Here is a 24,931-nt window from a genome sequence, read left to right as displayed (position 1 = left end):
GATGAAGAAAAAGTTACTAGCCATTGTGGGACCTACAGCTGTAGGTAAAACAAAATTAAGTATTCATCTGGCGAAACAATATAATGGAGAGATTATCTCAGGTGATTCAATGCAGATCTATCGAGGGATGGATATAGGGACTGCCAAGGTTAAGCCAGAGGAGCAGGAGGGGATTCCCCATCATCTAATTGATATTTTAGAGCCTCATGAGGACTTCTCTGTTTCAGATTTCCAAGCTCTTGCTTTGCAGAAGATTGACAGAATACATGCTATGGATAAGCTCCCTCTTCTGGTGGGAGGAACTGGCTTATATGTGCAATCTGTCACTCATCATTTTCAATTTTCTGAAGTAGGGGGAGACAAAGAGGTAAGGGAGCGATGGGAAGCTTATTTACAACAGCATGGAGCAGAAGCTCTCCATCAAGTGCTGACTATGAAAGACCCTGAATATGCTAAAGAGCTCCATCCTAATAATGCACGCAGGGTGATTCGAGCGCTAGAAGTAATCGATAGTACAGGTCAAAGTATGTCGGCATATCAACAAGACTGGGATCGAACATCCCCTTATCAGTTAGTTATGATTGGGCTTACGATGGATCGAAAGGTTCTATATGACCGAATTAACCAGCGAGTCGATCAGATGATAGAAGAAGGGCTGCTTGAGGAAGTCAAACGCCTACTTTCTCTAGGATTACCTCCAGATACAACAGCACTACAAGCAATAGGGTATAAAGAATTAATATTATACATACAAGGACAGATGAATTTAGACGAAGCGATTGAGCTTCTAAAACGAAATTCAAGACGTTATGCTAAAAGACAGCTAACGTGGTTTAGACGAATGAAGGAAGTTACTTGGTTTGATGTTACAGATTTAAGTAAATGGAAAGAAAATGAAGAAATAATTGCACAATATGTGCAGGAAAGTTATAGTTATTGAAGAATATAATTAATCAAGTATACGTGAGGAGGAACCACAATGAAACAAACAATCAATATTCAAGATACATTTCTAAATCAAATTCGAAAGGATAATATCCCTGTTACTGTTTACCTGCTAAACGGTTTTCAGCTAAGAGGTTTTATCAAAGCATTTGATAACTTTACCATTGTCATCGATAGTGAAGGTAAGCAGCAGCTTGTTTATAAGCATGCAATTTCTACTTTTACACCGGCGAGAGCAGTATCGCTTATGCCACAAGAGCAAGAGTAAAAGTAAGAGTAAGCGATTGTTTTAATCGGTGATAATAAAGACCAAGAGAAACAAAGATTTTTGGGAGGTTATAAATAATGAACATGTTTTATAACGACTACATGGCGTCTATGGTTCAACCAATGCGTGAGGAACTAACGAAGAACGGTTTTAAAGAGCTGCTTGCTCCTGATGATGTGGTAAATGAGCTAGAGAATACAAAGGGAGTTACTCTTGTCGTGGTCAATTCTGTCTGTGGTTGTGCGGCTGGATTAGCTAGACCTGCAGCAGTCGCTTCTCTTCAGCATGAGAAGAAACCAGATCATCTACTTACTGTTTTTGCTGGTCAGGATAAGGAAGCAACGGCAAAAGCGCGTGAATACTTCACAGGGTTTCCTCCATCTTCGCCTTCCTTTGCTGTGTTAAAGGACGGGGAGATCGTCGGAATGGTTCAACGTCATGAAATTGAAGACCGTAGTTTAGAACAGATCGTTGATAGCCTCACAGCTCTTTATGAGAAGGCGAATGCTTAATTTTTGAATTGATCGATCAAGCTAAAGCTATAAAGAAAAACCTGTGCGCCATTCTTCCAAGAGGAGCACAGGTTTTTTTGACTTTTTGATTTTTTTTCGCGACCTAATCTAGCTATGTAAATCTTCTTTTAATTGTACAGACGATCCATTCCACATTTCTTCATTGAATTCTTTTAAGAAGCCTTCTAAAATCTTTTTCGATTTTTCGTCCATATGAGCGACCATAATGTGCCTTTTCAGGGATTTATCCATTCGATTGACGTGCTCAGGTAGACTCTTGTACCCTCTACGAATCTCTTCATCGACTGTCATTTCGCAGGCTGTAACTCCAGCATAATAAGGTCCAGTTTCATTCCGATCGACTGTTACCCAGACTAGCCAATAAGGACGACCATTTGGAACTTCTTCTTTGTTAGGCAGAAACTTGATTCGTTTTTCAATCGCACTTTTTGCATGGAGCGCTCCCATATCAATATAGCTTCCTCAGCTTCTACATCTACAATGACGGGAGAGATATTATCTAAGCTTAAGGTTCCCATTCCAAATCCTTTGTGATTATTCTCAGTGGAATTATTACTGAGAATGGTGAAGCTGCCTCCCTTTTTTGGTTTGTTATTATCAAATAAATCCATCTTATTCATCCTTTCAGCATTTCCATTGTACATAGTAGTATAGCCAACTAAGAATCTTTTGGCTACAGCGTATGCTTCTATTTTACCATAATCTGTTCTTAAGTTATACTTAGGACAAGGAAGACCTAACAATAAAGGTACATTCATTTTCTTTATCACGTTCGAACCATCAGGTGGAGTAAAAACTCCATCTGAAGGAAGTCTACTTTATCCCACGAAGGAGTGTTTTGAAAGATGCCATATGTAACTGTAAAAATGCTTGAAGGAAGATCAGAGGAACAAAAGAAAGCGCTCGTTGAAAAAGTAACGGCAGCTGTAGCAGAAACAACTCTAGCTCCCAAGGAAAAAATCGTTGTCTTTATTGAAGAAATGTCAAAAAGTCATTATGCTGTTGCCGGAAAGAGATTAAGTGACGAATAAAGCAAAATATCGATGAAACAGGCAAGAACCCCGCTATTTCAGAAGCGGCAAACTTGTTTCCGGCTCCTCTTCACGGTATACTTTAGAAGAGGAAGAGTATACTAATGATGCAAAAGGAGGGGATTACATGATAACTCTTACAGAAAGTGCTGGAAATAAAATCAAAGAAATGATGGCGAGTGAAGAAGGAGCCGCTTTCCTGCGTGTTGGTGTCAAAGACGGAGGGTGTAGTGGATTTTCATATGGAATGGGATTTGATGGTGAAAAGCGAGAAGGTGATACGGAGTTAAGTCAACATGGGATTCCTATCGTTGTTGATACAGAAAGCCAAAGGTTCTTAAAAGGAACGGTTATTGACTATAAGGAGTCAATGATGGGTGGAGGATTTACGATTAATAACCCTAATGCAACGAATACCTGCGGCTGTGGAAGCTCCTTTAGAACGGCTGAAGCTGAGGGAACGCCTCAGGAATGTGATTGAGATCAATCAGATCAATCCGTAGAAGCTTGTATAATAAAAACAAAACAAGTAGAAGTCTACCTTGACGAAATATCTAGGTAGACTTCTTTCCTATTCCTTTTTACTCTTCTTTTTTCAGGTTGAAACGTTGCAGCAGCTCGGTTAATTGTTTTTCTTGAGCACTTAGTTCTGTTACATCTTGCAAGATATTTTTATAGATGCTTCTCTGATCTTGTGCTGAAGCAGATACCTCTTCACTTGCAGCAGCCGATAGTTCGATGGAAGCAGTAATGTTTTGAATGGCTTGGTGTATTTCTTCGAAAGAGTGTTCAAGTCCACTGAAAACATTTTGCAATTCTTTGGTGCTTGTTTCTGTTTGTTCCGCATTTTCTACAATATCTTTTAATGTTTGTGAACTGGATTGGAGAATACGCGTTTGATCTGTCATACTTTCTAAACTTGCTTCCATCTTGGTTGAGGTAGAATGTGTATCTGTTTGGATACCTTTCACGAGTGTCGTAATTTGCTCGGTCGCTTGTTTCGACTGCTCTGCGAGCTTTCTGACCTCATCAGCTACCACGGCGAAGCTTTTCCATGTTCTCCGGCACGGGCAGCTTCAATACTTGCGTTTAGAGCTAATAGATTGGTTTGCTCGGCAATTTCTGTGATCACATGAATAATATTTCCTATTTCCGATGATCGTTTTTCCAATTGCTCAATTAATGTAGCCACATCATGAACATTACTGGTTACACTATTTAAGCTTTCTGAAACTTGTAAAATAACTTTTTCTCCGCTTACTGCCATTTGTGTGGAGGATTTCGCATTATTAAGAGTGATTTCCCCTTGTTTGTTGCCTTCTTTGATTTTCACCATCGTGTCCTGCATGGTGGATAATATCGTATTCGCCTCATAGGACTGCTCTGTATTATTGTTTGCTACATCCTGCATAGCTTGGGTTACTTGTTCAGATGTTTCATTCGATTGATGGATGGAAGCATCTACGCGCTCTGTCATTTCTTTTACTACTCCAGAGGCCTGGGAAACTTGTTTTAATAGGGAATAGATGCTATCAATCTTGATTCGGAAAGACTGGACAAGTTCACTAATTTCATCTTTTCCTTTCACAGATAGAGTGGAAATTTGTTCTTTGGCTGAGTATATTTTACCCTCTGCCATTTTGTTCACGATCTCGCTAATGATTACAAGTGGTTTTAATTTTCTGTTAATAAAAATAGAAATGATAACACAACCAATGGTCATAATTAATATATTGGCAATGATTAAGGGAGCAATGATTTCTTGTCGAACATATTTATAGATTCCATGTAGTTGTTCTGTACTTATATCAAGACCTAAAGCCCCTATGATTTGACCATTGCTATTTCGCAGCGGAGCATAGGCACTCATATAATCTCCATATTCATCTTCAATGATACTGGTTGTTGCTGTGTTTCCTTCTAAAATAGGTAATAGTAGATCATATTGATCAGACCAATCTTCACCTAATGGAGATACTACTTCATCATCTCTTGGTTTTCCATCTACAAGTAAGGTGACCGTTTCATTGGTCGTATCAATTTCCATGGTAAACAGATAGAGCCCTCCAACAAATTCTCTGATTTCATTTAAGTGCTCTCTATATGCCCAGTAATGTTCGTTTTCTGTCTTGTCTTTTAAAAATTCTTCATACATGGTGATGTCTGTCTTCGATGCAATACTTTTGACGATCTCTGTACTATAGTTCGTTATGGAACTTTCAACCGTTTTTTTGGTGGTGTAGAGTAATACATAGCCAGTGTTGAAGATCAATAATGAGATGATCACAGCGATGAGGAGGAGCATGATCTTTGAACTGACTGTTCTTGAGTTGTTTTTACTAGATGTTTTTAAAAGCATTACTTTCTCCTTTCCAAAGCATTGTTGTTGATTTTTGTACAAACTTAGATGATGAGTGATGAAATTTAGAATCCCTAATTATTATATCACCGAAAAAATATTTTGTCGAAAAATGTAGAATTATAATATAAAAAGGAAGAAGGGAGTAGGGATGGGAGGATGAAGAAAAAGAAAAAAGCCTATTGCTTGAATAGAGCAATGAGGCTTGATATGTGCTATAGATGGTGAGTGGTATGCTGTGAGGAATGCTGGGAATGATGTGATGAATGATGTAAGTAGTGGTGCATCCTGAGTTCAATTTGCCCTTTGACATAGTCCCAAAGCATAGTGAACTCACCATGATATCCTTTGATTTGGTACTTACAGTAGACCCCATCCTTTTTTTTCAGTTCTTCGTATAATTTGATGCCATGTGTATCCATCTCTTTTTTAATCTCAGCAAAATCCCTGGTTATTTTATGCATGCAGTTTTCTAATAAATCCAAGTAGGGCTTTTTTATTTTAAGCTGTGTAGAGAATAGGGTTTTTAGATCTCGATCCATGACAGAAAATAAAAAGGGCAGTAAGATATACTCCTTGATGATTTTTAATTCTTTGTCAGTTGTTTTGTACATGCTTTCCCACCTTCTATAAGAACATTTGTTCCTATTATATAAGCTCTGGTGTGGAAATGCAAGTGTAACTATCCACCTACTAGTAAGCAAAACGATGATCGCCAATCACAACGGCTACTTCACGTGTGGTAATCCATTTGCTTTTGGCGATTCTAGGATTATAAAAGAAAATGGCGCCATTGGTAGGATCTTCACCCTCAAATGCTTCTTTTGCTGCTCTGTATGAATCTTCGGAGGGTTTGACGCGATTAAACCTACCATCTCCCACCGGAGAAAATTGATATACTCTTTTATTTTTTTGAAAAATCACTTCTTTTACAGTATTAGGGAATGCCTTGCTATTTAATCTGTTGATCACGACACTACCAACAGCTAATTTTCCTAAGTAAGATTGATCTTCTGCTTCCGCTTCAATAATGGTGGCTAACCATTTTAAGTCCTCTTTCGTATAAGACATCTGCCTATGATTTTCTGAAGTAGAATGAATGGTTTCATCATGTTCTTCTATTCTTGTACTGGCTGCTTTGAGTTTACCTTTTGTATTGAGGTCAATGGAAACATAGTTTTCTGTGGGTTCAAGGCTAAGGTAGTAAGAGTTATCCATGCCGTGGACGATGTAATAAAAGACGCGATGCTCATGTAGAGGATTCGTTGCTTCGGGCTTGTTATGCTTGTCATGCTTGTCTGACTTTTCAAGTTCATCTGTCTTGGGTGGAATCCGTAAAATTTGACCAATTTGCAAGAGAGAACGATCCAAGGAGTTTTCTTCTTTTATATGTGTAATACTTACTTGGTATCTTTGAGCGATCGTCCAGAGAGTATCTCCCTGTGTAACCACATAATGTGATCTATTATAAGTATAGAGAGGAATTTTTATTTCCTCACCAATTTGTAAGTTGTGATGATCAAGCTGATTATAGTTTATTAGTTCATTTAGATCTATTTTAAATTCTCTTGAGATTTTCCAGAGAGTATCTCCTGCTTGAATCGTATATGTTTCATAGTCTAGGTCCTCCATAGCTAGTACACTTTGAGAGCTAGCAATACAAAGTAACAAAACAATACCTAAAATAGTAAAATGAAGTTTTTTCATATAGTCCTCCCCATCATAGATTTACTCATCAAGTTTACTTAGTTTCTACTTTATCCAGCAGATCATAGTTTTATACATGATTTATAAATTTTTAAATATTCAGATAAATCAAGAAACAAAAAAGTGATCTATATAGACCACTTTGTAGGGAAAATCGTTTTTTTATTTCCAATGGTAAGGAGTTTCTTGATAGACATAATAGTTAAGCCAATTAATAAACAGTAGATTGGCATGGGAGCGCCATTGCTGGACTGGTTTTTTTGAGGGATCGTTATTAGGAAAATAGTTTTTCGGTAAGTCGATTTCAATCTGTTTTTGTACGTCCCTTTGATATTCTTCATTAAGAGTATAGCAATCGTACTCAGGATGCCCCGTTAAGAAGATTTGTCGTCCATCCTTACTTGCCACTAAGTAGACGCCAGCTTCTTCTGAAAAAGCTAAGAGGTTTAATTGCGGTCTGGCAAGAATGTCTTCTTTCTTGACTTCAGTATAGCGTGAATGGGGAGCATAGAAATGTTCATCAAATCCTCTGACTAGCTTCGTTGTTTCATGTAACGTTTCATGCAGGAAAATACCAAATATTTTTTTCGATACGGGATATTTAGGAACATCAAAGTGATAAAATAGCCCTGCTTGTGCTCCCCAGCAAATATGGAGGGTCGACGTGACATTTTGTTTTGACCATTCCATAATATCTGTCAATTCTTCCCAATAGGTCACTTCTTCAAATTCTAGATGCTCGATAGGAGCACCAGTGATAATCATCCCATCATATTTGGTTTCCTTGATGTCATGAAATGTTTTATAGAATTGTTGTAAATGTTCATACGCCGTGTTTTTAGAAGTATGAGTCTTAGGGCGTAGGAAGGTAATATTTACTTGTAGCGCTGAATTTCCCAATAAGCGTAATAAATGTGTCTCTGTTTTCTCTTTTTCCGGCATCAGATTTAATATGACAATATTTAGGGGGCGAATATCCTGCGCATAGGCGCGTTTTTCATCCATAATAAAAATATTCTCATTTTGCAGAATTTCTTTGGCTGGAAGATGACCAGGTATATTAATAGGCATGGCAAATCTCCTTTAATAAAAACTTATGATATCACTCTATTATAGAAATATTACAAATATTTTTCAAACGATTTATACTTTTTATTTTCAACCCCCTCAAAAAGAAGCCATATCCGAAAAGTATAGACAAGCACTAAAAAATACATCTAGAGGTGACAAAATGACAAAGAAAAGAAAAACAAATCGAATAGCTACATCATTACTGGCAGGAGTGTTGGTTTTTAGCAGCAGTTCCTATGCATTAGCTGATCAAAGTCATCATGAAGCTGTAGAGGCTGTAACGTATGAAGAGTCAGAGGCTGTATTAGATACTCAGGTAGAAGAGCAGCTTGAAACGGAATTGGAGCAAGAACAACAGGTAGAACAAGAGATAGAACCAGAAGCAGAAACAGAAGCAGAAACAGAAACAGAAGCCGAATTGGAATTGGACGAGCACCAGAAACCATCACTAATTCCAGGAGATTTCTTTTATTTTGTCAAGGTCATGTTTGAAAAAATTCAGGTAGCTATCAGCTCGAATGATTATGAAAAAGCAAAGCTTCTTGCTCATTTTGCTCAGGAAAGAATAGCAGAAGCGAATGCATTAATACAAGCAGGAGAAACAGAGCTTGCTGAGCAAACGCTTCAAGAGGCAATCGCTCACCAAGAGAGATCCCTACAATTGACTGAACAGCCTGCAGACACAGAGCAGGAAACAACGGACGAATCAGATTTAAAAAAGGAGTTAGCGCCTTTAGAAGAAGCCCAAAACGGCGAGGTAAATGAAGAAATCTTAACAGAGGAAGAGAATCAGCAAATGGTTGATGAAGTTCGAGTTCATTTATCTAACAATATAATAGCTCTTACCAAAGTACTAGAGAAGCTAGAAAATCCTAAAGCTCAAGCTGCCATTATGAAGAATATTGAGAAAAGCTTTGCTAAGCTAGAAAAGAAAATAGAAAAACAAGAAAAGCGCCAAGCGAAGCAGAATACGGCCGTTTCAATTGAAGCTGACCAAGAAGAAGAGAGCTTAGAATTAGAAGCAATAGATCTAGAAGAAGTGGAAGAAGGAAAAGAAGTTATAGAAAAGTCAGAAGATGCTACTAATGAAGTTGGAGATCAGACTGAGCCATTAACCAATCCAGTCGTAGCAGCAAAGAAAACAAGTGCTGAAAAGAAGGTAGAAAAAACAGAGAAGGCTAAAGAACAAAGGGTGGAAAAAAACAGCCAAGGAAAAGAAGAAAAAGGAGTCACCTTCACTAAAAGAAAAGAAGCAAGGGAACGATAAAACAGAGCTAAAGGGAAATGGTGCAGCTAAAAATCAAAGTAAAGCGGAAGCTAAGCACGGAGCAGACCAAAAGAATAGTACAAATGATTCTAAAGGTCAGACAAAAGCTCAACCTCAATCAAATAAAGCAAAAACAAATCAAGATGAAGTAAATAAAGGTAAAGGTAAATAAAGATCAAAAAAATGATGTAGAAAATATGTGATATACTAATAACGAGAAGAGGCCTGTTTCTAAATAAACAAGGCTTCTTTTCTTTACAACAGCCCTTAAAAGAAAGATAAAACTGGAGTGATGTAGGTGGAATATCCATATCAGTACCTTCTATTTTTGTACTATTTCAATGACAAACGAGACTACTATGAATGTCACGATGTAATGGAAGATCTATGGCTAGAGGAACAAAGAAATCTTTTCTTACAAGGGTTACTTCAAATAGCGGTGGGTTTATATCATTTTAGGTGGAATAATATTCCTGGCTCCATTCTTTTGTTTGAAGGGGCAGTAGCTAAGCTAGAGCCTTATCCTGAGATGATGCGGGGAATTCATCTAGGTAAAATAAGAAGGAATCGGCAGAATATCTTCAGAAACTTAGGAATTATGACCAGCATCCTTTTGATTTTTATGATTTGACGATTGAAATCATTGATCCTGAGCTTGCAGAAATGGTTGAGTCCATTAAGTCATAATTCCTAAAATGCCTAGGGTTATAGGGTTAGTCTAAAAGATCAAAGATGGAACGCAGAGCATCATAACGGACTTGATCCTGTTCATTTTTAGCGTAATCCATTTCGTATTGAAGCATTTCTGTTATATATGTCCGTTCTTTCTCATCTAGATCCTCGATAAAATTAGCATTATCATGATAGCTTTTTTGTTCGATTTTTTGATACAAATGCTGTGCTGTTGGGTCTCTTTCAACCCAATTCGAAAGAGATTCTCTTAAATAACCCAGTGTTTGCTCCATTCTTTTCTCTTCCTTCCTTTATTATCTGAAATGTTATCTTATATGTTTTCCGTACCAGATCTTTTTATTCTTATGAGGGTCCTAACATTCAGCAAAAGGCGGCACTTTTAAACAAATGTTTAAGTCGAAATATGCGGTTTTTATGATTTTCTGTCAGTTTCTGCGCTTGCCCAGGAAATGTTCCTCTCTCCATACATAGAAGTAGAGCACGAGGAGATAATAAAACATGGTGAGAATAGAATCATGCTGTTTTATTTTTTTTTAACAGAATATTGAGATAAATGTATGAGGAGGAAGAGCTATGCAAACATATCAATGTTTTTATTGTGGAGAAAAGATTGAGCCAGGTCATGTTCATATTACGCATCTATATGAATCAGAGCATCCTAAGGACGAACCATTATGTGACGATTGTTATTCTGAGTGGTTAGAGGGAATTAAGGAGTGAAAATGAAGGCTGCTGATCGAATTCATTTTTTATAGCCTTACAGATCTATTTCAAATCATTATGAATTGTATGTTTTTGTCATCATAGGTATAATTTCTATAGAGTTATTTTTAGAGAAAAGAGAATAGAAAGGAGGCTCCTCAACAATTTCAAGGATAGGTCGGTGCTTTTAAAGTAATAGAATGGGTAGGAGCTGTCTAAAAAGAGGTGATGCAACATATGCAATCCATTGCTGTTATTTCGGATGTGCATGCAAATCTACTAGCATTGGACGCAGTGTTAAAAGATATATCTGAGAGAAAAATAGAGAGAATCGTTAATCTGGGAGACGTCCTATTTGGTCCTCTTGATCCAGTAGGAACAGCCAAGCGGCTCATGGAGTTAGATCATGTGGTCAATATTATGGGGAATTGCGATGAGATATTGTTAAGAAGCAACGTAAATTCACTTACCTATCAATTTGTCCATCCATTACTTAGCAAAGAAATATTAGATTGGATTTTTACTTTTAAGAAAACATGGTTTTTTGAAAATCTATTGTTTTGTCATGGGACTCCCGTGTCTAACGAAAGGTATCTGCTAGAAGAAACCACTACGGCTGGGGTCACTTATAAATCTGTTGAACATTTAGATGAAGAATTAGTAGAGGTTCAGAGTGATTATATCTTGTGTGGTCATAGTCATGTTTCTAAAACCGTTTTTGTCCCCAAAACTAGAAAGGCGATTGTTAATGTAGGAAGTGTTGGTTTACCTGCTTACGATGACGAACAACCTACTCCTCATTGTATGGAATCCCTTTCTCCGTATGCGAAGTATGTCATTCTTAAAAAGAATAACAATAACAATCATTGGCTGATTGAGCATATTCAAGTACCCTATGATTGGGATAGAGCTAGTGACATGGCTCAGCAGAACGCTCGTAATGACTATGCTTATGCCATAAAAACAGGACGTGTTCAAGAGCGATAGAAGAGGTGAAGTGATGCAATTGTTTGATTTAACACCAGAAGATGGAATGCATAAAGAGGTTGGAGTATTATACGCAACTGTCAAGGATACTTACGTTCGGCTAAAGCATTTGTGTAAAGATATGAATCAGGATGAACTAGAATACAAAGGACCGAATCAGATGTTTAATAGTACGGCGCAGCTCTTAAGACATTTAGCAGTGGTTGATTTGCACTGGGTGTATCGATTAAAGGGAGAGGATGTTCCTGAGAGATTACTTCAAAAATATGGGCCTATGATTGATGACAATGGGAGCATACCAGATGTAAGAGGAATCACATTGGAAGAGCTTATTCATCAATATGATGAAGTGCAGGAGATGTTTAAGGAAACCTGTAAACAGCTAGCCACTGATGACTTAGAAAAAAAAGTGGTGTATGAAAAAGGGGCATTTGCACGATAAGATGGGGAATATGGCATGTGGCAGATCATAGTCGATACCATCAAGCAAACATTGCTTGGCTAAAGAAAATGAAAGAAAGTAATTGAAAAATAAAAATAGATGGGAGAAAGAACAATGAAGATTCAATTATTGGAAAATGAACACATTAACGTGGTAAAGGATTTGTTTATCGATGTCTATTCTAATGCTCCTTGGTATGACGAATGGAAGGGTGAAGAACAGGTATTACAATACTTACACGAGCTCATAGATAACAAAAATTCGTTATCACTCGTACTATATGATGATAGTGATAGACTTGTTGGGGTATCACTAGGTTATATTTTTTCATGGTGGCAAGGAAGAGAGTACTATATTAAAGAATTTTTTGTATCTAGAGCCATGCAGAACCAAGGATTGGGCAGTCAATTTCTCGAAAGAATCTATGAACATTTAAAGCAGAATGAGATTGAATCTATTATTTTATCTACACAAAAAGATGTTCCTGCCTTCCAGTTTTATCATAAGAACGGCTTTGCGGAAATAAAAAACAATGCATTTCTTTATCGAAATATTACCTAATAGTTAGCTAAAGAATAGTTGGAATAAAAAACAGGTGCTTGAACATACCAGGTGAGGAGGAGCTAGTCATGGATAAAAGATATCCAATTGGAACTTTCGAATGTGAAGGTGAGATTTCTACAGCTCAAAGAAATGAATGGATTGAGGAGATTGCAGAGCTGCCTACGAAGCTAAAAGAAGCAATCAAAGGTCTAGAAGAGAAGCACTTAGATCTACCTATCGCGAGGGAGGCTGGACACTGCGCCAAGTGGTACATCATTTGGCAGACAGCCACATGAACAGCTTGATTAGATTCAAATTGGCACTAACAGAAGATACTCCCACAATCAAGCCTTATTTGGAGGACCAATGGGCTCAACTACAAGATTCAAGCAAAGCCGATGTGTCTATATCACTTCACCTTCTAGAAGCTCTTCATGAGAGATGGGTTTATTTACTGAGAAGTTTGCAGGAAACAGACTATAACCGTACCTTCTATCACCCTGAATCTCAGAAAAAAATGAAGCTAGATTACACTCTAGGTATGTATGCTTGGCATGGAAAACATCATGTCGCTCATATTGAGATGCTAAGAAAGAATGAGGGGATCTAATCATGTATATACCAACACCTTTTGTAGTGGAAGACAAAGATACTTTATTCGATTTCATTGAGGAGCATAGTTTTGGCATCCTTATATCAAATTCTGATCAGGTCCCTGTTGCGACCCATCTGCCACTTACGTTGGATCGAGAGAATGGATATTTGATTGGACACTTTGCCAAGCCTAATCCTCAATGGACAGACATCCTCAATCAGGAGGTACTTATCATATTTCATGGACCGCATAGCTATATTTCTTCTTCTTGGTACGAGTCTAATCAATCGGTTCCGACTTGGAATTATACTGCTGTCCACGCGTATGGAGAGATTGAGTATATGGAAGATAAGCAGGAATTACTAAGGACTCTTAATGATTTAGTGACAAAGTATGAATCGTCTGAAAGTAGCTATAAAATTGACCCTTCTAATATTGCAGTGGTTGAAGGATTAATGAAGGGGATTGTTGGATTTAAAATGAAGATAAACCGGCTTGAAGGCAAGTGGAAATTAAGTCAAAACCATTCGAAAGAACGGCAAGAAAGGGTCATTCATGCGCTAGAGCAAGTAGGGACTGAGGATGCTGTGGATATTGCAAGATTAATGAGGAAGAATATAAACAATTAAAAAAATGTTAAAATGTGTTAATATGTTTGATCCACCGTAGTCAAAGAGGTGGATTTTTTTTCTTGCTTTCAAACCTGTAATTAGCATATTATCTAATTATATATTTATCTAATTTAACGCATGTTTAATTAGCTGAAATTTACACTAAAATGGGATATCACGTGGCAAGAGATAGCATAAATCAGGTTTTGAATATCAAGGAAGAAATAGAGGTGAATCACCATGCAATTAGATAAGCTAGTGACCTATCATCGAGCTTTGGCAGATCCGACACGTATTCGGCTTCTTTTATTGCTCAAGACTAAGGAGAGAAGTGGACAAGAGTTAGCTGCTGAGTTAAGTGTTAGTGCGCCGACCATTACACATCATATTAAAATATTGCGAGAAGCAACGCTAATAAAAGAAAGAAGAGAAAAGAACACGATTTTCTTTTCGCTGAACACGAAGGTTGTGCAACAAAAAAATCAAGTCATTCAAGATTTATTGCTCAGAGAAAAGAAGGGAGATGAAGAGATGCCAGAAATTATGAATCAGAACGAAAAGTTAAAACTCTCTGTACTGGAGAACTTTTTTACTAAAGAAGGGACTTTAAAACAAATTCCTGCCCAACTGAAGAAAAAATTAATTGTGTTAGAACAACTAATGGAAGAGCTGGAGAGAGGAAAAAAGTATTCAGAACAAGAACTGAATCAATATATCAAGCAATATCACCCAGACTTTGCTACGATTCGCAGAGAATTTATCATGCAGCAATATATGTATCGTGAAGATGGAATCTATGAGGTTAATCCACGAGAAATGTGGGCAAAGTGGCAGGATTTATAGAATGCGGCGTAATTTCAATGATGAAGATGAAAGAGGTATTGATCTGTCCTCCAATGAAGAATAAAGTAATAATTGGCCCTGCTAAAAAGGTAGTACCGTTCTTATTTAATATGTACGAATATCAACTTGAAAAAGGAAGATTAGTGAAGGCGTAAAATTAGTGAGTTGCTACGGAGGGTTAGAATGGCTAAATTAGACCAAAGAAGGATTAATTTTGTTAAAGACTTACCTATTGACGTAAGAGCACAAGTTTTATATGAGTTTTTAAAGGTAGGTACAAGTAACCGGAAAATTGAAACGTTAATAGATGCATTAGCTGAAGAAGATGGTTGGCAAGCGTGGGCGGTTATCCATTTTTACGGTTTTGACGGTAAAAGCAAAGCTAAGTACCCTACGTTAACTCTAAAAAAGATAAAAGAGAGCTTATTAAATGTTAATGTTGAGGAATTAGAAGAATATCATTTAGCTACAAGTAATGAAAAGGAAATTTTATTAAAAGTTAACTTTACGGAGGGTGACGGTAAAGATGTATTACGCACCATAAAAGCCCGCCAAGGTCAATATAAACTACGTAAAGTATTACTACAAAATTATCAATCTAAATGTGCTATGTGTGAAATTAACCATCCTAAACTCTTAATAACAAGCCATATTAAGACGTGGTCTGTATCATCTGCTGATGAAAGGATAAATCCAGCAAATAGTATACTTCTTTGTAAATTGCATGATGGTCTTTTTGAATATGGGTTTATCAGTTTAACTAACGATTACAAAGTTCTTTATTCTCCTTCTTTTAATTTTGAGGGTCAAGGAATTGGGAAAAATTTAACTTTTACAAAGCCTATATATGATATGCCTTCTAATGAATTTTTAAAGGAACATAGGGTGAAACACGGCTATGAATAGTAAAAAACGGGTTTGCGTAATGCTTGCCCGTTTTTACTTTAACTAACATCATAAACCATGTTAATAAGGCATTTAGTCTAACCTTTCTACCTGTAATCGTCTACTCAATTAATGAGTAGACTCCTACCCAATTTTGTAAAAATTTCATATTTTAGAAGGGGAAAGCAGAATATTTGTCGAAACTAGAATGATTGTGTAACTTTCTTGCAGAAATGTGATGTTCTAATGAATATAACTATAATAAGTGGTAATGATCATGAACTTATAGTCCAGTTTCCGTACGAGCCAAAGAGAGTAGAGAAAACGAGACGGATTCAGGGGCGTGTGGTCATTCATGTCAAACAGGTCTAAGGTACATACAGGAACTGTTAGGACATAAAGATGTTAAAACAACAGAACGATATACCCACGTGAGGAGAAGAGATATGATGCGTATCCAAAGTCCATTAGATAGGATTATGTTTCAGGAGATTGAATAATAGGTTCGTCTTTAGGAAGGCATTCACGTAATAAAGGTTCGTGAATGCAGTAGTTAGATGACATGCTGTGATGTGTCTGCCTTCATACTAAGATTTATCATAGAAATAACTTAGAAGAATTGGTAGGAGGATAATACAAATTGGATTATGTAGATAAACGTAATAGACTTGAAGAAAAATTTTTTTCATATAGAGTTTTTAAAGATAATAAGGTATTTATATTTTGGCATGAAAAACAAGTAATGATATTAAAAGGGAAAGAGAGCGAAAAATTTTTAGCTAGAGTAGCAAAGGCAGATGAAATAGAATCGCAACTGATTATGGCTAAAATTACTGGAAATTTTAAACGTGGAAATGAAAAAAATAATAAACGGAGGTAAAAAAATATGGATTTTAGAAATACGCTAGAACTACACCTAAACTCTATGAAGAATAAAAATCTGAACAAATTTATTTCAACAGTTAGACTTGAAGAGATCATTTTAATTATGCCTAATGGAACTCTTATTAGAGAAAAAGCTAAATTTTTAGAGTTGCATAGAAGTTGGTTTGAAGATAGTGACTAGAGCTTGAATTATGAAATTGTAAATATCGAACAAAGTAAAGCATTACTAAGTTCAACCTACGCCTGTAAGCTTATGGGCGTCGGAGATACGGAAATGTTATAGGAAATCAATACAATTTCAAAAATTTGGAGAGGAAAATATGTTCAAATCACTTCTATTAAAGCGAGTAAGAAATAAAATAGGTTCAAAAGATTTTACCACCGTGGTGTTAAAACAAAAAGATATTAACATTGCTGTTAAAGAAGAACTGGGACAAATTCTATTAATTGACACAATTGATAGTGAAGAAATGTTCTTGTTAGCGAGTTTATTTCAACATTCAATGCTAACTAACGATATTATATTTTTAGAGCGAGAAGACTTGGAGTTTACAGATTTATTTGTTTTAAATGGGGCTATAAATCCCTTAACACAGAAAGATTTAAGGAAGATCAAATCTTCTCTCGAATATTCTAAACCTGAAACTTTTAAACTCTCATTATTGAGTACACATGATGAAAAGATTTGGGATACTTGGAAGCATTGGAAATATGACGAACAACTTAGAATAAAAACAGATAAAGACATGGCGATACTAAATTCATCGAAACTTGGGTTTGAATTGCTTGTTCATAGTTGCTGTTATCTTGCTACTTCTTATTCAGGGCATTCTCATTTTGATTGGAACTCTACGAAATCTTCACCCGAATTAATCATTAGAAATGTTGCTCGTAACTAAATAGTAGTAAGTAATTCGAAGAAGACGCTGACATTCAGGTTCACGAAATATTACACTACTCAAGCTTTGCTTGGTTTTGTAACACATCGTGATCCCGCCGCCCGTTATGCGCAATTGTAAAGGTGAGATTATTCAAAGAAAGTCTACTCCATACGTTACATACTCTGGGACACATTATTGGAAAGAAACTAGCTGGGAAATCGGTATCGACTACGAAGAATCATTTGATACAGGTGAACAGCTAAACAAAGTCCTAGCTCAATTAAGAAATAAAGAAGAAAACATAAATGAAATTACTCAAAGGTTTAATTTGAATTGTTTATTTATGTTTGTAATTATAATGAATAATGGATATACACCCGCATTATCTTTAAATTCGGAGATGATATCGTTTGCGCACCGTATAAATGCAGAGATTCATTTTGATCTATATGCAAACCCTTATGAATCAGAATATTAAAATGGGAAATTATTATTGGTTTTCAAAGAGAGTGGGAACATCTTATAACACAATATCTTCGCAGCAAGCACAAGCATCCTTGGTCGCTGGAAGTTTGGAACAAGATTAGACGCAGGACCCATGCCATTCGCCAACCGAGTCAGTTCGCTTGCATCAATAAAAGCAATTCTGGGTTCAGGACTTCGCTTGTAAGGCTCATGGGCGCCGTAGATACGAAACTTTATATGAAAGAACTCGTATATTATTTACAGTTTACATTGAGGAGGAGAATGAATGAAACTCGCAGAAGCATTAGTTCTAAGAGTAGATTGTCAAAGAAGAATTTCACAGCTTAGAGAGCGACTTGCTCGCATAGTAAAAGTGCAGGAAGGTGATGAACCTGCTGAAAACCCTGATTTGTTGCTTGATGAATTAAATGAAACAATAAACGAGCTAACAGGATTAATCGTATCAATTAATAAGACAAACTCACTTACTAAATTTGATGAAAATCGAAGTATAGCAGACGTATTAGCTGAGAGAGACAGCATTAATGCAGAAACGAAAAAATGCTTGATGAAATACTAGAAAATGCATCAATAAGGCAAGATAGATACAGTAGATCAGAAGTTAAATATTATAGAGCAGTAGATATTAAAAAAATACAAAACCAGATTGATAGTTTATCAAAAGAATATCGGGAGTTAGACTTTAAGATACAAGAAAAGAATTGGACTGTTAATGTCATAGAATAGTTAAGCAGGTAAACAATTTATAGATGTGAACACAACCCAGCCAACAGGGTAAGTTGGACCTCCGATCGTTGGATGCAGGGCCATGTCCAACACATATTAAAGTTAGCCCAAAAATGTAACAAGATTGCGACATCGCATGTAAGTATAGAGTACACATAATTGTAACTACCGTGTGTTGGCTATAAATTGTTGAGGGCGGGTAAGGGGTTTTAGCTATTCAAAGATGAACGAGTTCCATCATATAACCAAAAGCATCTACGCTGTGCCGTACAAGATGGATTGGTCGCTAGATGTCGCGAAATGTATAGAGGAAATTTCAGCGAGACATCCTCTTCGCTAACCGAGTCACTTGCCCGAGCCTAAGGAAAGAGCTTTCTAAGGACCGGGTGTCGCTGATATACTCAGAACTCGCTATGCTTGTCCAACATATATAAACAGTTTGAAGAAAGATTATGCTTGTCTAAAGAACAAAGGAGAAAATTCATTGAAAGAAAAACTATTCACATACATTGTTGCAAAATGCCCAAACCTGTCTCTAGATGCACATCTAAGATTTGAATTAGGAGAACCATATGAAAATGGGACAGAGGAGAGGATTCAACAAGTAGTTAAGAGAGTCTGTAGGTTATTTGAAGAAGTATTTAATCCTAATGATTATGTATATATCTACATCAAAGATTGGGAAACAGAAGACATAATGTTCGGAAACACTACACCCGATTACATTTATGAATTGTTAAGGGAGCACATTCTTGAAGAAGAAACTTTATATGAACTTGATGAGGACTATGATGAATCAGGAGAGGTAGTTGAGATTAAGAAAGAATATAAAGTGAAGATATCTTATGCAATGGTGAACAGTATTCCATATAAAGAAATTCTTGAAGGGATAGGCAACTATGAGCAGGGGAGAGAACCCTCTATTAGTCAATCAGTGTTTTTTATTTGTCCTTCTAAAGATATTATATTCCATATGTATGACGATAGAGGATGTACTATAGATTCGGACCATTCCGATAAACTAGATTTTTTATATCATAAGTATAATGATTGGCTTGTTGATTATTGGCGTGAATATTTTGATAGCATATTCAAGAAGGCATAATCCAACGTCTAACAAAATATCTAAGCAGTGGGTGACAAGCGCTCTAGGTTTTGAAGCGAGTTCAATGAAAATAAAGGAGGGGTATGTATTTTTAATTTTAAGCCTATTTTATCAGGGATTGTATTAGCTATAATCTCTATATTTTTAATTTCTTTATCTTCAATTGAAGAACAGATCATAATTATAGGAATAATATTATTGGTAATACCAGCAATATACATAGTCTTTGGCTTTCGAGGTGGTAATAAAAAAAATCTTATAATTGAAATATTGCATGGCATATTCTATTTAATATTTGTAATTTTAGGTATAAAGTTCTCCGTATTGATATTAGGTGGTTTGTTGATTTTACATGGAATTTGGGATCTATTGCATAGTGATAGGTTAATAAAGACAAAGATACCAAAATGGTATGTACCATTTTGTTTTGCATATGATTGGGTTCTCGCAGTATATGTAATATTTTTGCATTTCTTTATTAATTCTTAGAATGGGGCTCCATATAACCGGCGCATGGGTGCGGCTTGGTTGTCGTGAACACTAAACCTTATAGAAAATAGTGATGTCGGGGTCGTACTATGGAGAACACTTTTTATAAGAAGTGATATATACTGGTTGTTAATCAAAACGGGGGTTAATTGATTTATGATTAATAAAAAACAAAAATTTATTGTAGCTTTTATATTAATATTGATCACAGTTTCTATATTTATTTATTACAAAGTTGCCATAAATGATACTAGTGAGTTAGCTGTAGACTTGTCAGACATTGAACAAATGAATATTGGCTCTGAAATGCCTCGACTATTATATGCCGATAAAAATGTAGCGGTTATGCAGGGGACATTCGGGTTAGTAGTATTCAACATAAATGATTCGATCGTTACTAATCGAATTTCGTTTGAGCATCTTGAGTCATATGATATATCAATGTTATACGCAGCTGTTTCACAGGATGGCACCACAATCTATATTGGAAATGATGATATGAACGGCGGACTCAAATTTACTCACAAATATAATATCAAAACCAGAGAAATGCAAATCATATTACAAGAACCGATTAACGTGTTTAACCCAACCCGAATTAAAACACCAGGATATAATGAAGAATATGATAAGTATTTTTATTTTCAATATCTTATAAGTGACACTATAGTAGAGTTGGGTAATTCTTTTATCTATCTCCGAGCAAATTTAGATTGGAGTATGAAAAGTCTACAACTAATTATTTGCCAATATGAAGATGGTACAAGTGAAATTTATGATGTGTTCTGATATTTTCCTACAATTATTGTAACCTCAAGTTCTGCTTGGTTTCGGTAACATATCGTGAGCCCATAGCCCGTTATCTGCAAGTGTCTATTTCAAGGGAAATTTCAATGAAGAAAAGAGGAAAAAAGAATGGCGAACATCACTAAGAGTATTGTAATGGGATATAGAGAAGAATTAGTAAATATGCTTGTTGATGCTGAAGGAAAACGGTTAGCCATTTTACTTCCTGGAGTTGGTTATAACAATGACATGCCCCTACAATATTATTCTTCAAAGATCCTTAGTTCAAAAGAGTATAGTATCTTAAAGGTTAATTATCGTTACAACGATAATGAGGAGTTTTATAATACGTCACATGAAGAAAAAAGAAATTGGATAAGGGCTGATGTAATAGCTTCCATTGAAACAATACTTAAAGAAAGAGAATTCGAAGAGATTATCTTGGTATGTAAATCAATTGGTACTATTGCTGGAATAGAAAGCTTAAAAACTATTAAAGAGCTAAAAAATGCAAAGATAATATGGCTAACGCCTTTAACTCATATAGATGAAATTGTGAATGATTTAAATGAAATAGGAAACGAATCGTTACTTATAATTGGGACAAATGATCCGTGTTATGTTCAAGAAAACGTTGATCTTATAGGTGTGAGACAAAACTATAAAAACGTTATTATCCCTAATGCGGATCATAGTCTTGAAGTAAGTGGTGATATTCAACAGTCAATAAAGATTATAGAAGGAATAGTAAAAGAGATTCAAAACTTCATAGACACTAGCAGATAAGAAGGTTTTCATGCCCGCCGCGAGTAGGCAGCTCAGTTGCTAGGAATATTGGGTGTTCAATCGATTAGAGCAGACTCATAGCAAAAAAGCAGAAACAAAGACATATCCTCTTCGCTAATCGAGTCGGTCGGTATCGCCAAGTTAAGAGCTATATAAGCTAAATTTCCATAGTTGGAGGTATACCACGATGATAATAAAGAAAGCAACAATGGCAGAGCTTAATGAAGTAACTTGCTTAGCCTTAAGCTTTGGCCAGACAATACGTGGGATAATCTAAGAACCGAATTACAAGTTTTACTAGAATCAGAGAAAGACATAGTTTATATTGCCTTGGTTGGTGATACTTACGTGGGATTTATTCAACTGTCGATTAGAAATGACTATGTTGAGGGATCTCATTCAAGCCCGGTAGGATACATAGAAGGAATTTATGTAGATGAGAACTATAGAAATAGAGGAATCTCTAAAGAACTGGTTCGATTAGGTGAACAATGGACTAAATCATTAGGATGTAGTGAGATTGCTTCTGATACGGAATTAGACAATTACGGAAGCCAAGAATTTCACAAGAAATTAGGTTTCGCAGAAGCTGGAAGAATCGTGACCTTTGTCAAAAAAATAGACTAAAGACTATTAAGATAGATTCGAAGAAGATAAAAGTACGAGGTGAAATTATGATTATATGGATTAATGGTGCTTTTGGTTCGGGAAAAACCCAAACAGCACATGAATTGCATAGAAGAATTACGAACTCCTTTATTTATGATCCTGAAAATGTTGGATACTTTATTCAGAAAAACACTCCTACAACGACTAAATTGAATGATTTTCAAGATTATCCGATGTGGCGAGAAATTAATTATTCAATGCTCAAATATTTGAACAATAACTTCAAGGGAACAATTATAGTACCTATGACAATAGTGAATCCACAATATTTCAGTGAACTTGTAGGTCTTTTACGAACTGAAGGTATAACGGTTAATCATTTTGCATTATGTGCATCAGAAGAAGTCTTGCTAAAGAGACTAAGAAGTAGAGGAGAAGGCAGGACATCTTGGGCTGCTCAACAAATAAAAAGATGTTTAGAAGGACTATCGAATGAAGTGTTTGGATACCACCTTGATACAAATATTATGTCTATCGAAGATGTAGTGGAACAGATAGCTAATAAATTGGATATTAAACTTTTACCCGATAATAGAGGAAGTATTAGAAGGAAATTTGATAAAGTTATCACACAACTAAGTTATATCCGTTTTATTAAGTAGAATAAGGCTTTCAGTATATTCGAAGAAGGCAATGACTTTAGCTAACACCGCATTTACACATCTGGTCTGGATCAGCCAGTCCCTCGATCGCCCGAGGTATTTCGGAGAAACGGAATCAGGCGACAACTTGTGAACTACTTAAAACAAATTACTGAAAAATTACATAATCTAAAATAGTAACAAGAAAGTACTTGCCGTCCATGAAAGCCTTCCTTGATAACTCTATTCTCCGAGCGTCTGCTCGACTTCACCAAGAAAAGCATCTCTAGGTTCATGAAATTGGTTTTTATTTCTTAGTAGAGTTAAATCAAAAACATAAAATAGAGTCAAGTGAGTATATCGGTAAAAAAGTAGGGTATCGAAACAGATGGATTAATATAGATGAACTAGAAGAGTATAAAGTATTGCCAGAATTTTTGAAGAGCGAATTATCAGCAGCTGAGTTGTCAACTACTGAAGTAAAACATTTAATTATTAGAGGGTAAATCTCGGAGAAGGCTACTAATCCTCTAACACTATATCTACTCAGCGCCGTTGTGGAAGCTTGGTTGCTTTATTTGTAGGAGATTGTTTTTACCCGCCTCCATTGCATTTAAAAAATGAAAACGATTCATACTCTTTAGATATATTAAAAAAAATGTATAGTTTTTCTAGTGATACATATGTACATGGTCATGGTGAACCAACTACTTTAAGTAAGGTAGAGGAGTTTATTCAATACTTAGAGCAATCCGAGAAGTGTAATTAATGCCTTGGCCAATGATGGTACGACATTTAAAAAACAATTTGAGGTGAAACATGGATAGACAACTACCTTCAAAAGATTTGATAATGAAGATTGAACAATCAGAGAAGCAATATATGAAAGATAGGATGGAAGCCATTCAAAACCGAGATGGTAATCCTGAAGGGGTTGAGATTGCTTATTTTGGTAATGCAATGTGTTTATATAGCAAGACAATGCCATGGACAACTTTCAATACTGTTAAAGGCCTAAATAGCGAGGATCTAGATTTATTAGATGATATTATTGACTTTTTTAGAATGAGGGATCGAAAGGTACAATTTGAAATTGTTCCATCCAGAGTCGATCAGCGGATATTATCTGAACTGAATGATCGTGGTATGTATCAGTCTGGATTTCATGCTTCTACCTACTGCCTTCCGTTTAGCGAGTTATCTCATGTACCTAGTCATGTAGAAATCAGGGAAATAAGTGATGAGGATTTTAAGACATACGCGAGGATACATTGTCGGGGAACAGGTTTACCGGACAATGGGATACCCTACGTAGCAGAGAATAACAGGATATTGTGGCAGCGTCCGGGGTGGAAGTTTTATATTGCATGTGTATCTGGGCAACCAGCTGCAACGGGAGTAATGTTCATCAAGAATGGAATCTGTTCATTGACTTTTGCAGCTACATTACCGGAGTTTAGGGAACAAGGACTCCATAAGTATCTACTCAACTTTAGAATTCATGAGTCTTTCAAGCAAAATTGTGAATTGGTTGTCGGACAGTGTGCCTATATATCTCAAAGTCACAGGAATATGGAACGTGTAGGTATGAGATTAGGATATGTAAGAACTACATGGACAGAACGATAGAGTGGTATCTCTGAGAAGCGGAAACGTCGCATTACACTCTATGTTCATGTATTGGGACATACGCTCCTGAGTACCAGAAATATGAGCAAGGAACGAGAACGGGGATACATCTGGACCAAATAACCACATCATTATCTAATAGCATGTTATATTTAATTGCTATAGAACAAACAATACGTAATCGATTACCCTGTTATTTCATTATTATGATATAACAGAAACATACATTCGATTAGGAGAAGAAAATGTTTTAAAAATGAAGATGGTGAGAAAAAAGGGATATGGGAATGAGTGAACATGTAAAAAAATATTGAATCAAGCAGAAATACTTTATAATTCAAATGCTATAAATGAAAAGGCTTTAGGTAATTCAACTAACATGATCTTTGAAATGGCTTCGTTAGAAATACCTATTATCTTAAGAGA

29 protein-coding genes and 4 pseudogenes are annotated in these 24,931 nt (G+C 36.1%); 27 read left to right on the top strand and 6 right to left on the bottom strand.

What is annotated here, in order from left to right:
• Position 1: 1 nt before the first annotated feature.
• From miaA to JCM10596_RS19405, 3 genes are all read left to right on the top strand, one after another.
• Positions 2–940, top strand: a complete 939-nt coding sequence (gene miaA, locus JCM10596_RS19415; RefSeq protein WP_025028550.1) for a tRNA (adenosine(37)-N6)-dimethylallyltransferase MiaA — start codon at positions 2–4, stop codon at positions 938–940.
• 39 nt (positions 941–979) lie between these two features.
• Entirely contained in the window at positions 980–1,213 is a 234-nt protein-coding gene (hfq, locus tag JCM10596_RS19410; protein ID WP_025028549.1) for an RNA chaperone Hfq, read from the top strand.
• 77 nt (positions 1,214–1,290) lie between these two features.
• On the top strand, positions 1,291–1,725 hold the full coding sequence (locus tag JCM10596_RS19405) for a BrxA/BrxB family bacilliredoxin (RefSeq protein ID WP_025028548.1): 435 nt from the start codon (positions 1,291–1,293) through the stop codon (positions 1,723–1,725).
• 108 nt (positions 1,726–1,833) lie between these two features.
• Here the strand turns inward: JCM10596_RS19405 and JCM10596_RS26580 are convergent.
• A pseudogene (locus JCM10596_RS26580) lies at positions 1,834–2,357 on the bottom strand (YwhD family protein).
• 234 nt (positions 2,358–2,591) lie between these two features.
• On the opposite strand from JCM10596_RS26580, the gene thmT reads away from it, so the two are divergent.
• Together thmT and JCM10596_RS19390 are read left to right on the top strand one after the other, a co-directional pair.
• Complete coding sequence (gene thmT, locus JCM10596_RS19395) at positions 2,592–2,777, top strand: 2-hydroxymuconate tautomerase (protein ID WP_025028547.1); 186 nt, start codon at positions 2,592–2,594, stop codon at positions 2,775–2,777.
• A 127-nt stretch (positions 2,778–2,904) separates the two neighbouring features.
• Positions 2,905–3,258 (top strand): HesB/IscA family protein, encoded by a 354-nt coding sequence (locus JCM10596_RS19390; RefSeq protein WP_025028546.1) that lies wholly within the window; start codon positions 2,905–2,907, stop codon positions 3,256–3,258.
• A 100-nt stretch (positions 3,259–3,358) separates the two neighbouring features.
• On the opposite strand, the pseudogene JCM10596_RS19385 reads toward JCM10596_RS19390, so the two are convergent.
• The 4 genes and pseudogenes from JCM10596_RS19385 to metA form a co-directional block, all read right to left on the bottom strand.
• Positions 3,359–4,044 (bottom strand): annotated as a pseudogene (locus JCM10596_RS19385) (methyl-accepting chemotaxis protein).
• A gap of 1,307 nt (positions 4,045–5,351) precedes the next feature.
• Positions 5,352–5,750 carry a YhjD family protein gene (locus JCM10596_RS19375; protein ID WP_025028543.1) on the bottom strand — a complete coding sequence of 133 codons (399 nt, stop codon included), beginning with the start codon at positions 5,748–5,750 and terminating at the stop codon, positions 5,352–5,354.
• Between the two features lie 79 nt (positions 5,751–5,829).
• Positions 5,830–6,843: a cell wall hydrolase gene (locus JCM10596_RS28250; RefSeq protein WP_025028542.1), complete on the bottom strand. Its 1,014-nt coding sequence runs from the start codon at positions 6,841–6,843 to the stop codon at positions 5,830–5,832.
• A gap of 162 nt (positions 6,844–7,005) precedes the next feature.
• The gene (gene metA / locus JCM10596_RS19365; RefSeq protein ID WP_025028541.1) at positions 7,006–7,914 is read right to left on the bottom strand and encodes a homoserine O-acetyltransferase MetA; all 909 of its coding nucleotides are present in this window, start codon (positions 7,912–7,914) and stop codon (positions 7,006–7,008) included.
• 160 nt (positions 7,915–8,074) lie between these two features.
• Here metA and JCM10596_RS28245 point away from each other — a divergent pair, with 160 nt between their 5' ends.
• Both JCM10596_RS28245 and JCM10596_RS26565 read left to right on the top strand, forming a co-directional pair.
• On the top strand, positions 8,075–9,181 hold the full coding sequence (locus tag JCM10596_RS28245) for a DUF5667 domain-containing protein (protein ID WP_025028540.1): 1,107 nt from the start codon (positions 8,075–8,077) through the stop codon (positions 9,179–9,181).
• A gap of 298 nt (positions 9,182–9,479) precedes the next feature.
• Positions 9,480–9,812 carry a DUF309 domain-containing protein gene (locus tag JCM10596_RS26565; RefSeq protein ID WP_234410571.1) on the top strand — a complete coding sequence of 111 codons (333 nt, stop codon included), beginning with the start codon at positions 9,480–9,482 and terminating at the stop codon, positions 9,810–9,812.
• An 82-nt stretch (positions 9,813–9,894) separates the two neighbouring features.
• Here JCM10596_RS26565 and JCM10596_RS19345 read toward each other — a convergent pair whose 3' ends face one another.
• Positions 9,895–10,146 (bottom strand): hypothetical protein, encoded by a 252-nt coding sequence (locus tag JCM10596_RS19345; RefSeq protein ID WP_025028539.1) that lies wholly within the window; start codon positions 10,144–10,146, stop codon positions 9,895–9,897.
• A 301-nt stretch (positions 10,147–10,447) separates the two neighbouring features.
• Here JCM10596_RS19345 and JCM10596_RS29805 point away from each other — a divergent pair, with 301 nt between their 5' ends.
• The 20 genes and pseudogenes from JCM10596_RS29805 (at position 10,448) to JCM10596_RS19240 (ending at position 24,505) form a co-directional block, all read left to right on the top strand.
• Complete coding sequence (locus JCM10596_RS29805; protein WP_199900161.1) at positions 10,448–10,594, top strand: eL24 family ribosomal protein; 147 nt, start codon at positions 10,448–10,450, stop codon at positions 10,592–10,594.
• 210 nt (positions 10,595–10,804) lie between these two features.
• Complete coding sequence (locus JCM10596_RS19335) at positions 10,805–11,563, top strand: metallophosphoesterase family protein (RefSeq protein WP_034681792.1); 759 nt, start codon at positions 10,805–10,807, stop codon at positions 11,561–11,563.
• Between the two features lie 19 nt (positions 11,564–11,582).
• Positions 11,583–12,091: pseudogene (locus JCM10596_RS26560) on the top strand (DinB family protein).
• A 28-nt stretch (positions 12,092–12,119) separates the two neighbouring features.
• Positions 12,120–12,566, top strand: coding sequence for a GNAT family N-acetyltransferase (locus tag JCM10596_RS19325; RefSeq protein ID WP_025028537.1), 447 nt, complete (start codon positions 12,120–12,122; stop codon positions 12,564–12,566).
• A gap of 68 nt (positions 12,567–12,634) precedes the next feature.
• Positions 12,635–13,158 (top strand): annotated as a pseudogene (locus JCM10596_RS26555) (YfiT family bacillithiol transferase).
• Positions 13,159–13,160: 2 nt separating this feature from the next.
• Complete coding sequence (locus tag JCM10596_RS19315) at positions 13,161–13,772, top strand: FMN-binding negative transcriptional regulator (protein ID WP_025028536.1); 612 nt, start codon at positions 13,161–13,163, stop codon at positions 13,770–13,772.
• A 222-nt stretch (positions 13,773–13,994) separates the two neighbouring features.
• On the top strand, positions 13,995–14,597 hold the full coding sequence (locus JCM10596_RS19310) for a DUF2087 domain-containing protein (RefSeq protein ID WP_025028535.1): 603 nt from the start codon (positions 13,995–13,997) through the stop codon (positions 14,595–14,597).
• Between the two features lie 183 nt (positions 14,598–14,780).
• On the top strand, positions 14,781–15,503 hold the full coding sequence (locus tag JCM10596_RS28240) for an HNH endonuclease (protein ID WP_025028534.1): 723 nt from the start codon (positions 14,781–14,783) through the stop codon (positions 15,501–15,503).
• A gap of 619 nt (positions 15,504–16,122) precedes the next feature.
• Positions 16,123–16,362, top strand: a complete 240-nt coding sequence (locus tag JCM10596_RS19295) for a hypothetical protein (protein WP_025028533.1) — start codon at positions 16,123–16,125, stop codon at positions 16,360–16,362.
• 6 nt (positions 16,363–16,368) lie between these two features.
• On the top strand, positions 16,369–16,548 hold the full coding sequence (locus tag JCM10596_RS19290; RefSeq protein ID WP_025028532.1) for a hypothetical protein: 180 nt from the start codon (positions 16,369–16,371) through the stop codon (positions 16,546–16,548).
• A 139-nt stretch (positions 16,549–16,687) separates the two neighbouring features.
• Positions 16,688–17,266, top strand: coding sequence for a hypothetical protein (locus tag JCM10596_RS19285; RefSeq protein WP_025028531.1), 579 nt, complete (start codon positions 16,688–16,690; stop codon positions 17,264–17,266).
• Between the two features lie 106 nt (positions 17,267–17,372).
• The gene (locus JCM10596_RS31515) at positions 17,373–17,726 is read left to right on the top strand and encodes a DUF4279 domain-containing protein (RefSeq protein WP_148302647.1); all 354 of its coding nucleotides are present in this window, start codon (positions 17,373–17,375) and stop codon (positions 17,724–17,726) included.
• 273 nt (positions 17,727–17,999) lie between these two features.
• Positions 18,000–18,293: a DIP1984 family protein gene (locus tag JCM10596_RS30485; RefSeq protein WP_234410570.1), complete on the top strand. Its 294-nt coding sequence runs from the start codon at positions 18,000–18,002 to the stop codon at positions 18,291–18,293.
• Positions 18,275–18,460, top strand: coding sequence for a DIP1984 family protein (locus JCM10596_RS30480; RefSeq protein ID WP_234410569.1), 186 nt, complete (start codon positions 18,275–18,277; stop codon positions 18,458–18,460). Before JCM10596_RS30485 ends, JCM10596_RS30480 begins: the two co-directional genes overlap by 19 nt.
• A 484-nt stretch (positions 18,461–18,944) precedes the next feature.
• A complete protein-coding gene (locus JCM10596_RS19270; protein WP_025028529.1) occupies positions 18,945–19,565 on the top strand; it encodes a DUF3885 domain-containing protein in 621 nt (206 codons plus the stop codon).
• 645 nt (positions 19,566–20,210) lie between these two features.
• Entirely contained in the window at positions 20,211–20,843 is a 633-nt protein-coding gene (locus JCM10596_RS19260; RefSeq protein WP_025028527.1) for a hypothetical protein, read from the top strand.
• Positions 20,844–20,969: 126 nt separating this feature from the next.
• Positions 20,970–21,626: an alpha/beta hydrolase gene (locus tag JCM10596_RS19255; RefSeq protein WP_025028526.1), complete on the top strand. Its 657-nt coding sequence runs from the start codon at positions 20,970–20,972 to the stop codon at positions 21,624–21,626.
• Between the two features lie 231 nt (positions 21,627–21,857).
• Entirely contained in the window at positions 21,858–22,253 is a 396-nt protein-coding gene (gene aac(6'), locus JCM10596_RS26540; protein WP_199900160.1) for an aminoglycoside 6'-N-acetyltransferase, read from the top strand.
• A 47-nt stretch (positions 22,254–22,300) separates the two neighbouring features.
• Entirely contained in the window at positions 22,301–22,897 is a 597-nt protein-coding gene (locus JCM10596_RS19245) for an AAA family ATPase (protein ID WP_025028525.1), read from the top strand.
• A 798-nt stretch (positions 22,898–23,695) separates the two neighbouring features.
• Positions 23,696–24,505: a hypothetical protein gene (locus JCM10596_RS19240; protein ID WP_025028524.1), complete on the top strand. Its 810-nt coding sequence runs from the start codon at positions 23,696–23,698 to the stop codon at positions 24,503–24,505.
• Positions 24,506–24,931: the final 426 nt, after the last annotated feature.

The organism is Caldalkalibacillus mannanilyticus JCM 10596 (assembly GCF_000615945.1).
Lineage (GTDB): Bacteria > Bacillota > Bacilli > Caldalkalibacillales > JCM-10596 > Bacillus_AT > Bacillus_AT mannanilyticus.
This window is presented reverse-complemented; position numbering and strand designations above follow the sequence as displayed.

Excerpts from the sequence above, each read along its gene's own strand:
- JCM10596_RS30480 (WP_234410569.1), top strand. The coding sequence starts at position 18,275 with ATGCTTGATGAAATACTAGAAAATGCATCAATAAGGCAAGATAGATAC.
- JCM10596_RS19260 (WP_025028527.1), top strand. The coding sequence starts at position 20,211 with ATGATTAATAAAAAACAAAAATTTATTGTAGCTTTTATATTAATATTG.
- JCM10596_RS28240 (WP_025028534.1), top strand. The coding sequence starts at position 14,781 with ATGGCTAAATTAGACCAAAGAAGGATTAATTTTGTTAAAGACTTACCT.
- JCM10596_RS19345 (WP_025028539.1), bottom strand. The coding sequence starts at position 10,146 with ATGGAGCAAACACTGGGTTATTTAAGAGAATCTCTTTCGAATTGGGTT.
- JCM10596_RS28245 (WP_025028540.1), top strand. The coding sequence starts at position 8,075 with ATGACAAAGAAAAGAAAAACAAATCGAATAGCTACATCATTACTGGCA.
- JCM10596_RS19390 (WP_025028546.1), top strand. The coding sequence starts at position 2,905 with ATGATAACTCTTACAGAAAGTGCTGGAAATAAAATCAAAGAAATGATG.
- JCM10596_RS19255 (WP_025028526.1), top strand. The coding sequence starts at position 20,970 with ATGGCGAACATCACTAAGAGTATTGTAATGGGATATAGAGAAGAATTA.
- JCM10596_RS19405 (WP_025028548.1), top strand. The coding sequence starts at position 1,291 with ATGAACATGTTTTATAACGACTACATGGCGTCTATGGTTCAACCAATG.
- JCM10596_RS19375 (WP_025028543.1), bottom strand. The coding sequence starts at position 5,750 with ATGTACAAAACAACTGACAAAGAATTAAAAATCATCAAGGAGTATATC.
- JCM10596_RS31515 (WP_148302647.1), top strand. The coding sequence starts at position 17,373 with ATGCGCAATTGTAAAGGTGAGATTATTCAAAGAAAGTCTACTCCATAC.
- JCM10596_RS19310 (WP_025028535.1), top strand. The coding sequence starts at position 13,995 with ATGCAATTAGATAAGCTAGTGACCTATCATCGAGCTTTGGCAGATCCG.
- metA (WP_025028541.1), bottom strand. The coding sequence starts at position 7,914 with ATGCCTATTAATATACCTGGTCATCTTCCAGCCAAAGAAATTCTGCAA.
- hfq (WP_025028549.1), top strand. The coding sequence starts at position 980 with ATGAAACAAACAATCAATATTCAAGATACATTTCTAAATCAAATTCGA.
- JCM10596_RS19290 (WP_025028532.1), top strand. The coding sequence starts at position 16,369 with ATGGATTTTAGAAATACGCTAGAACTACACCTAAACTCTATGAAGAAT.
- JCM10596_RS19315 (WP_025028536.1), top strand. The coding sequence starts at position 13,161 with ATGTATATACCAACACCTTTTGTAGTGGAAGACAAAGATACTTTATTC.
- JCM10596_RS19335 (WP_034681792.1), top strand. The coding sequence starts at position 10,805 with ATGCAACATATGCAATCCATTGCTGTTATTTCGGATGTGCATGCAAAT.
- miaA (WP_025028550.1), top strand. The coding sequence starts at position 2 with ATGAAGAAAAAGTTACTAGCCATTGTGGGACCTACAGCTGTAGGTAAA.
- thmT (WP_025028547.1), top strand. The coding sequence starts at position 2,592 with ATGCCATATGTAACTGTAAAAATGCTTGAAGGAAGATCAGAGGAACAA.
- JCM10596_RS30485 (WP_234410570.1), top strand. The coding sequence starts at position 18,000 with ATGAAACTCGCAGAAGCATTAGTTCTAAGAGTAGATTGTCAAAGAAGA.
- JCM10596_RS19245 (WP_025028525.1), top strand. The coding sequence starts at position 22,301 with ATGATTATATGGATTAATGGTGCTTTTGGTTCGGGAAAAACCCAAACA.
- JCM10596_RS19325 (WP_025028537.1), top strand. The coding sequence starts at position 12,120 with ATGAAGATTCAATTATTGGAAAATGAACACATTAACGTGGTAAAGGAT.
- JCM10596_RS19285 (WP_025028531.1), top strand. The coding sequence starts at position 16,688 with ATGTTCAAATCACTTCTATTAAAGCGAGTAAGAAATAAAATAGGTTCA.
- JCM10596_RS28250 (WP_025028542.1), bottom strand. The coding sequence starts at position 6,843 with ATGAAAAAACTTCATTTTACTATTTTAGGTATTGTTTTGTTACTTTGT.
- JCM10596_RS29805 (WP_199900161.1), top strand. The coding sequence starts at position 10,448 with ATGCAAACATATCAATGTTTTTATTGTGGAGAAAAGATTGAGCCAGGT.
- JCM10596_RS19240 (WP_025028524.1), top strand. The coding sequence starts at position 23,696 with ATGGATAGACAACTACCTTCAAAAGATTTGATAATGAAGATTGAACAA.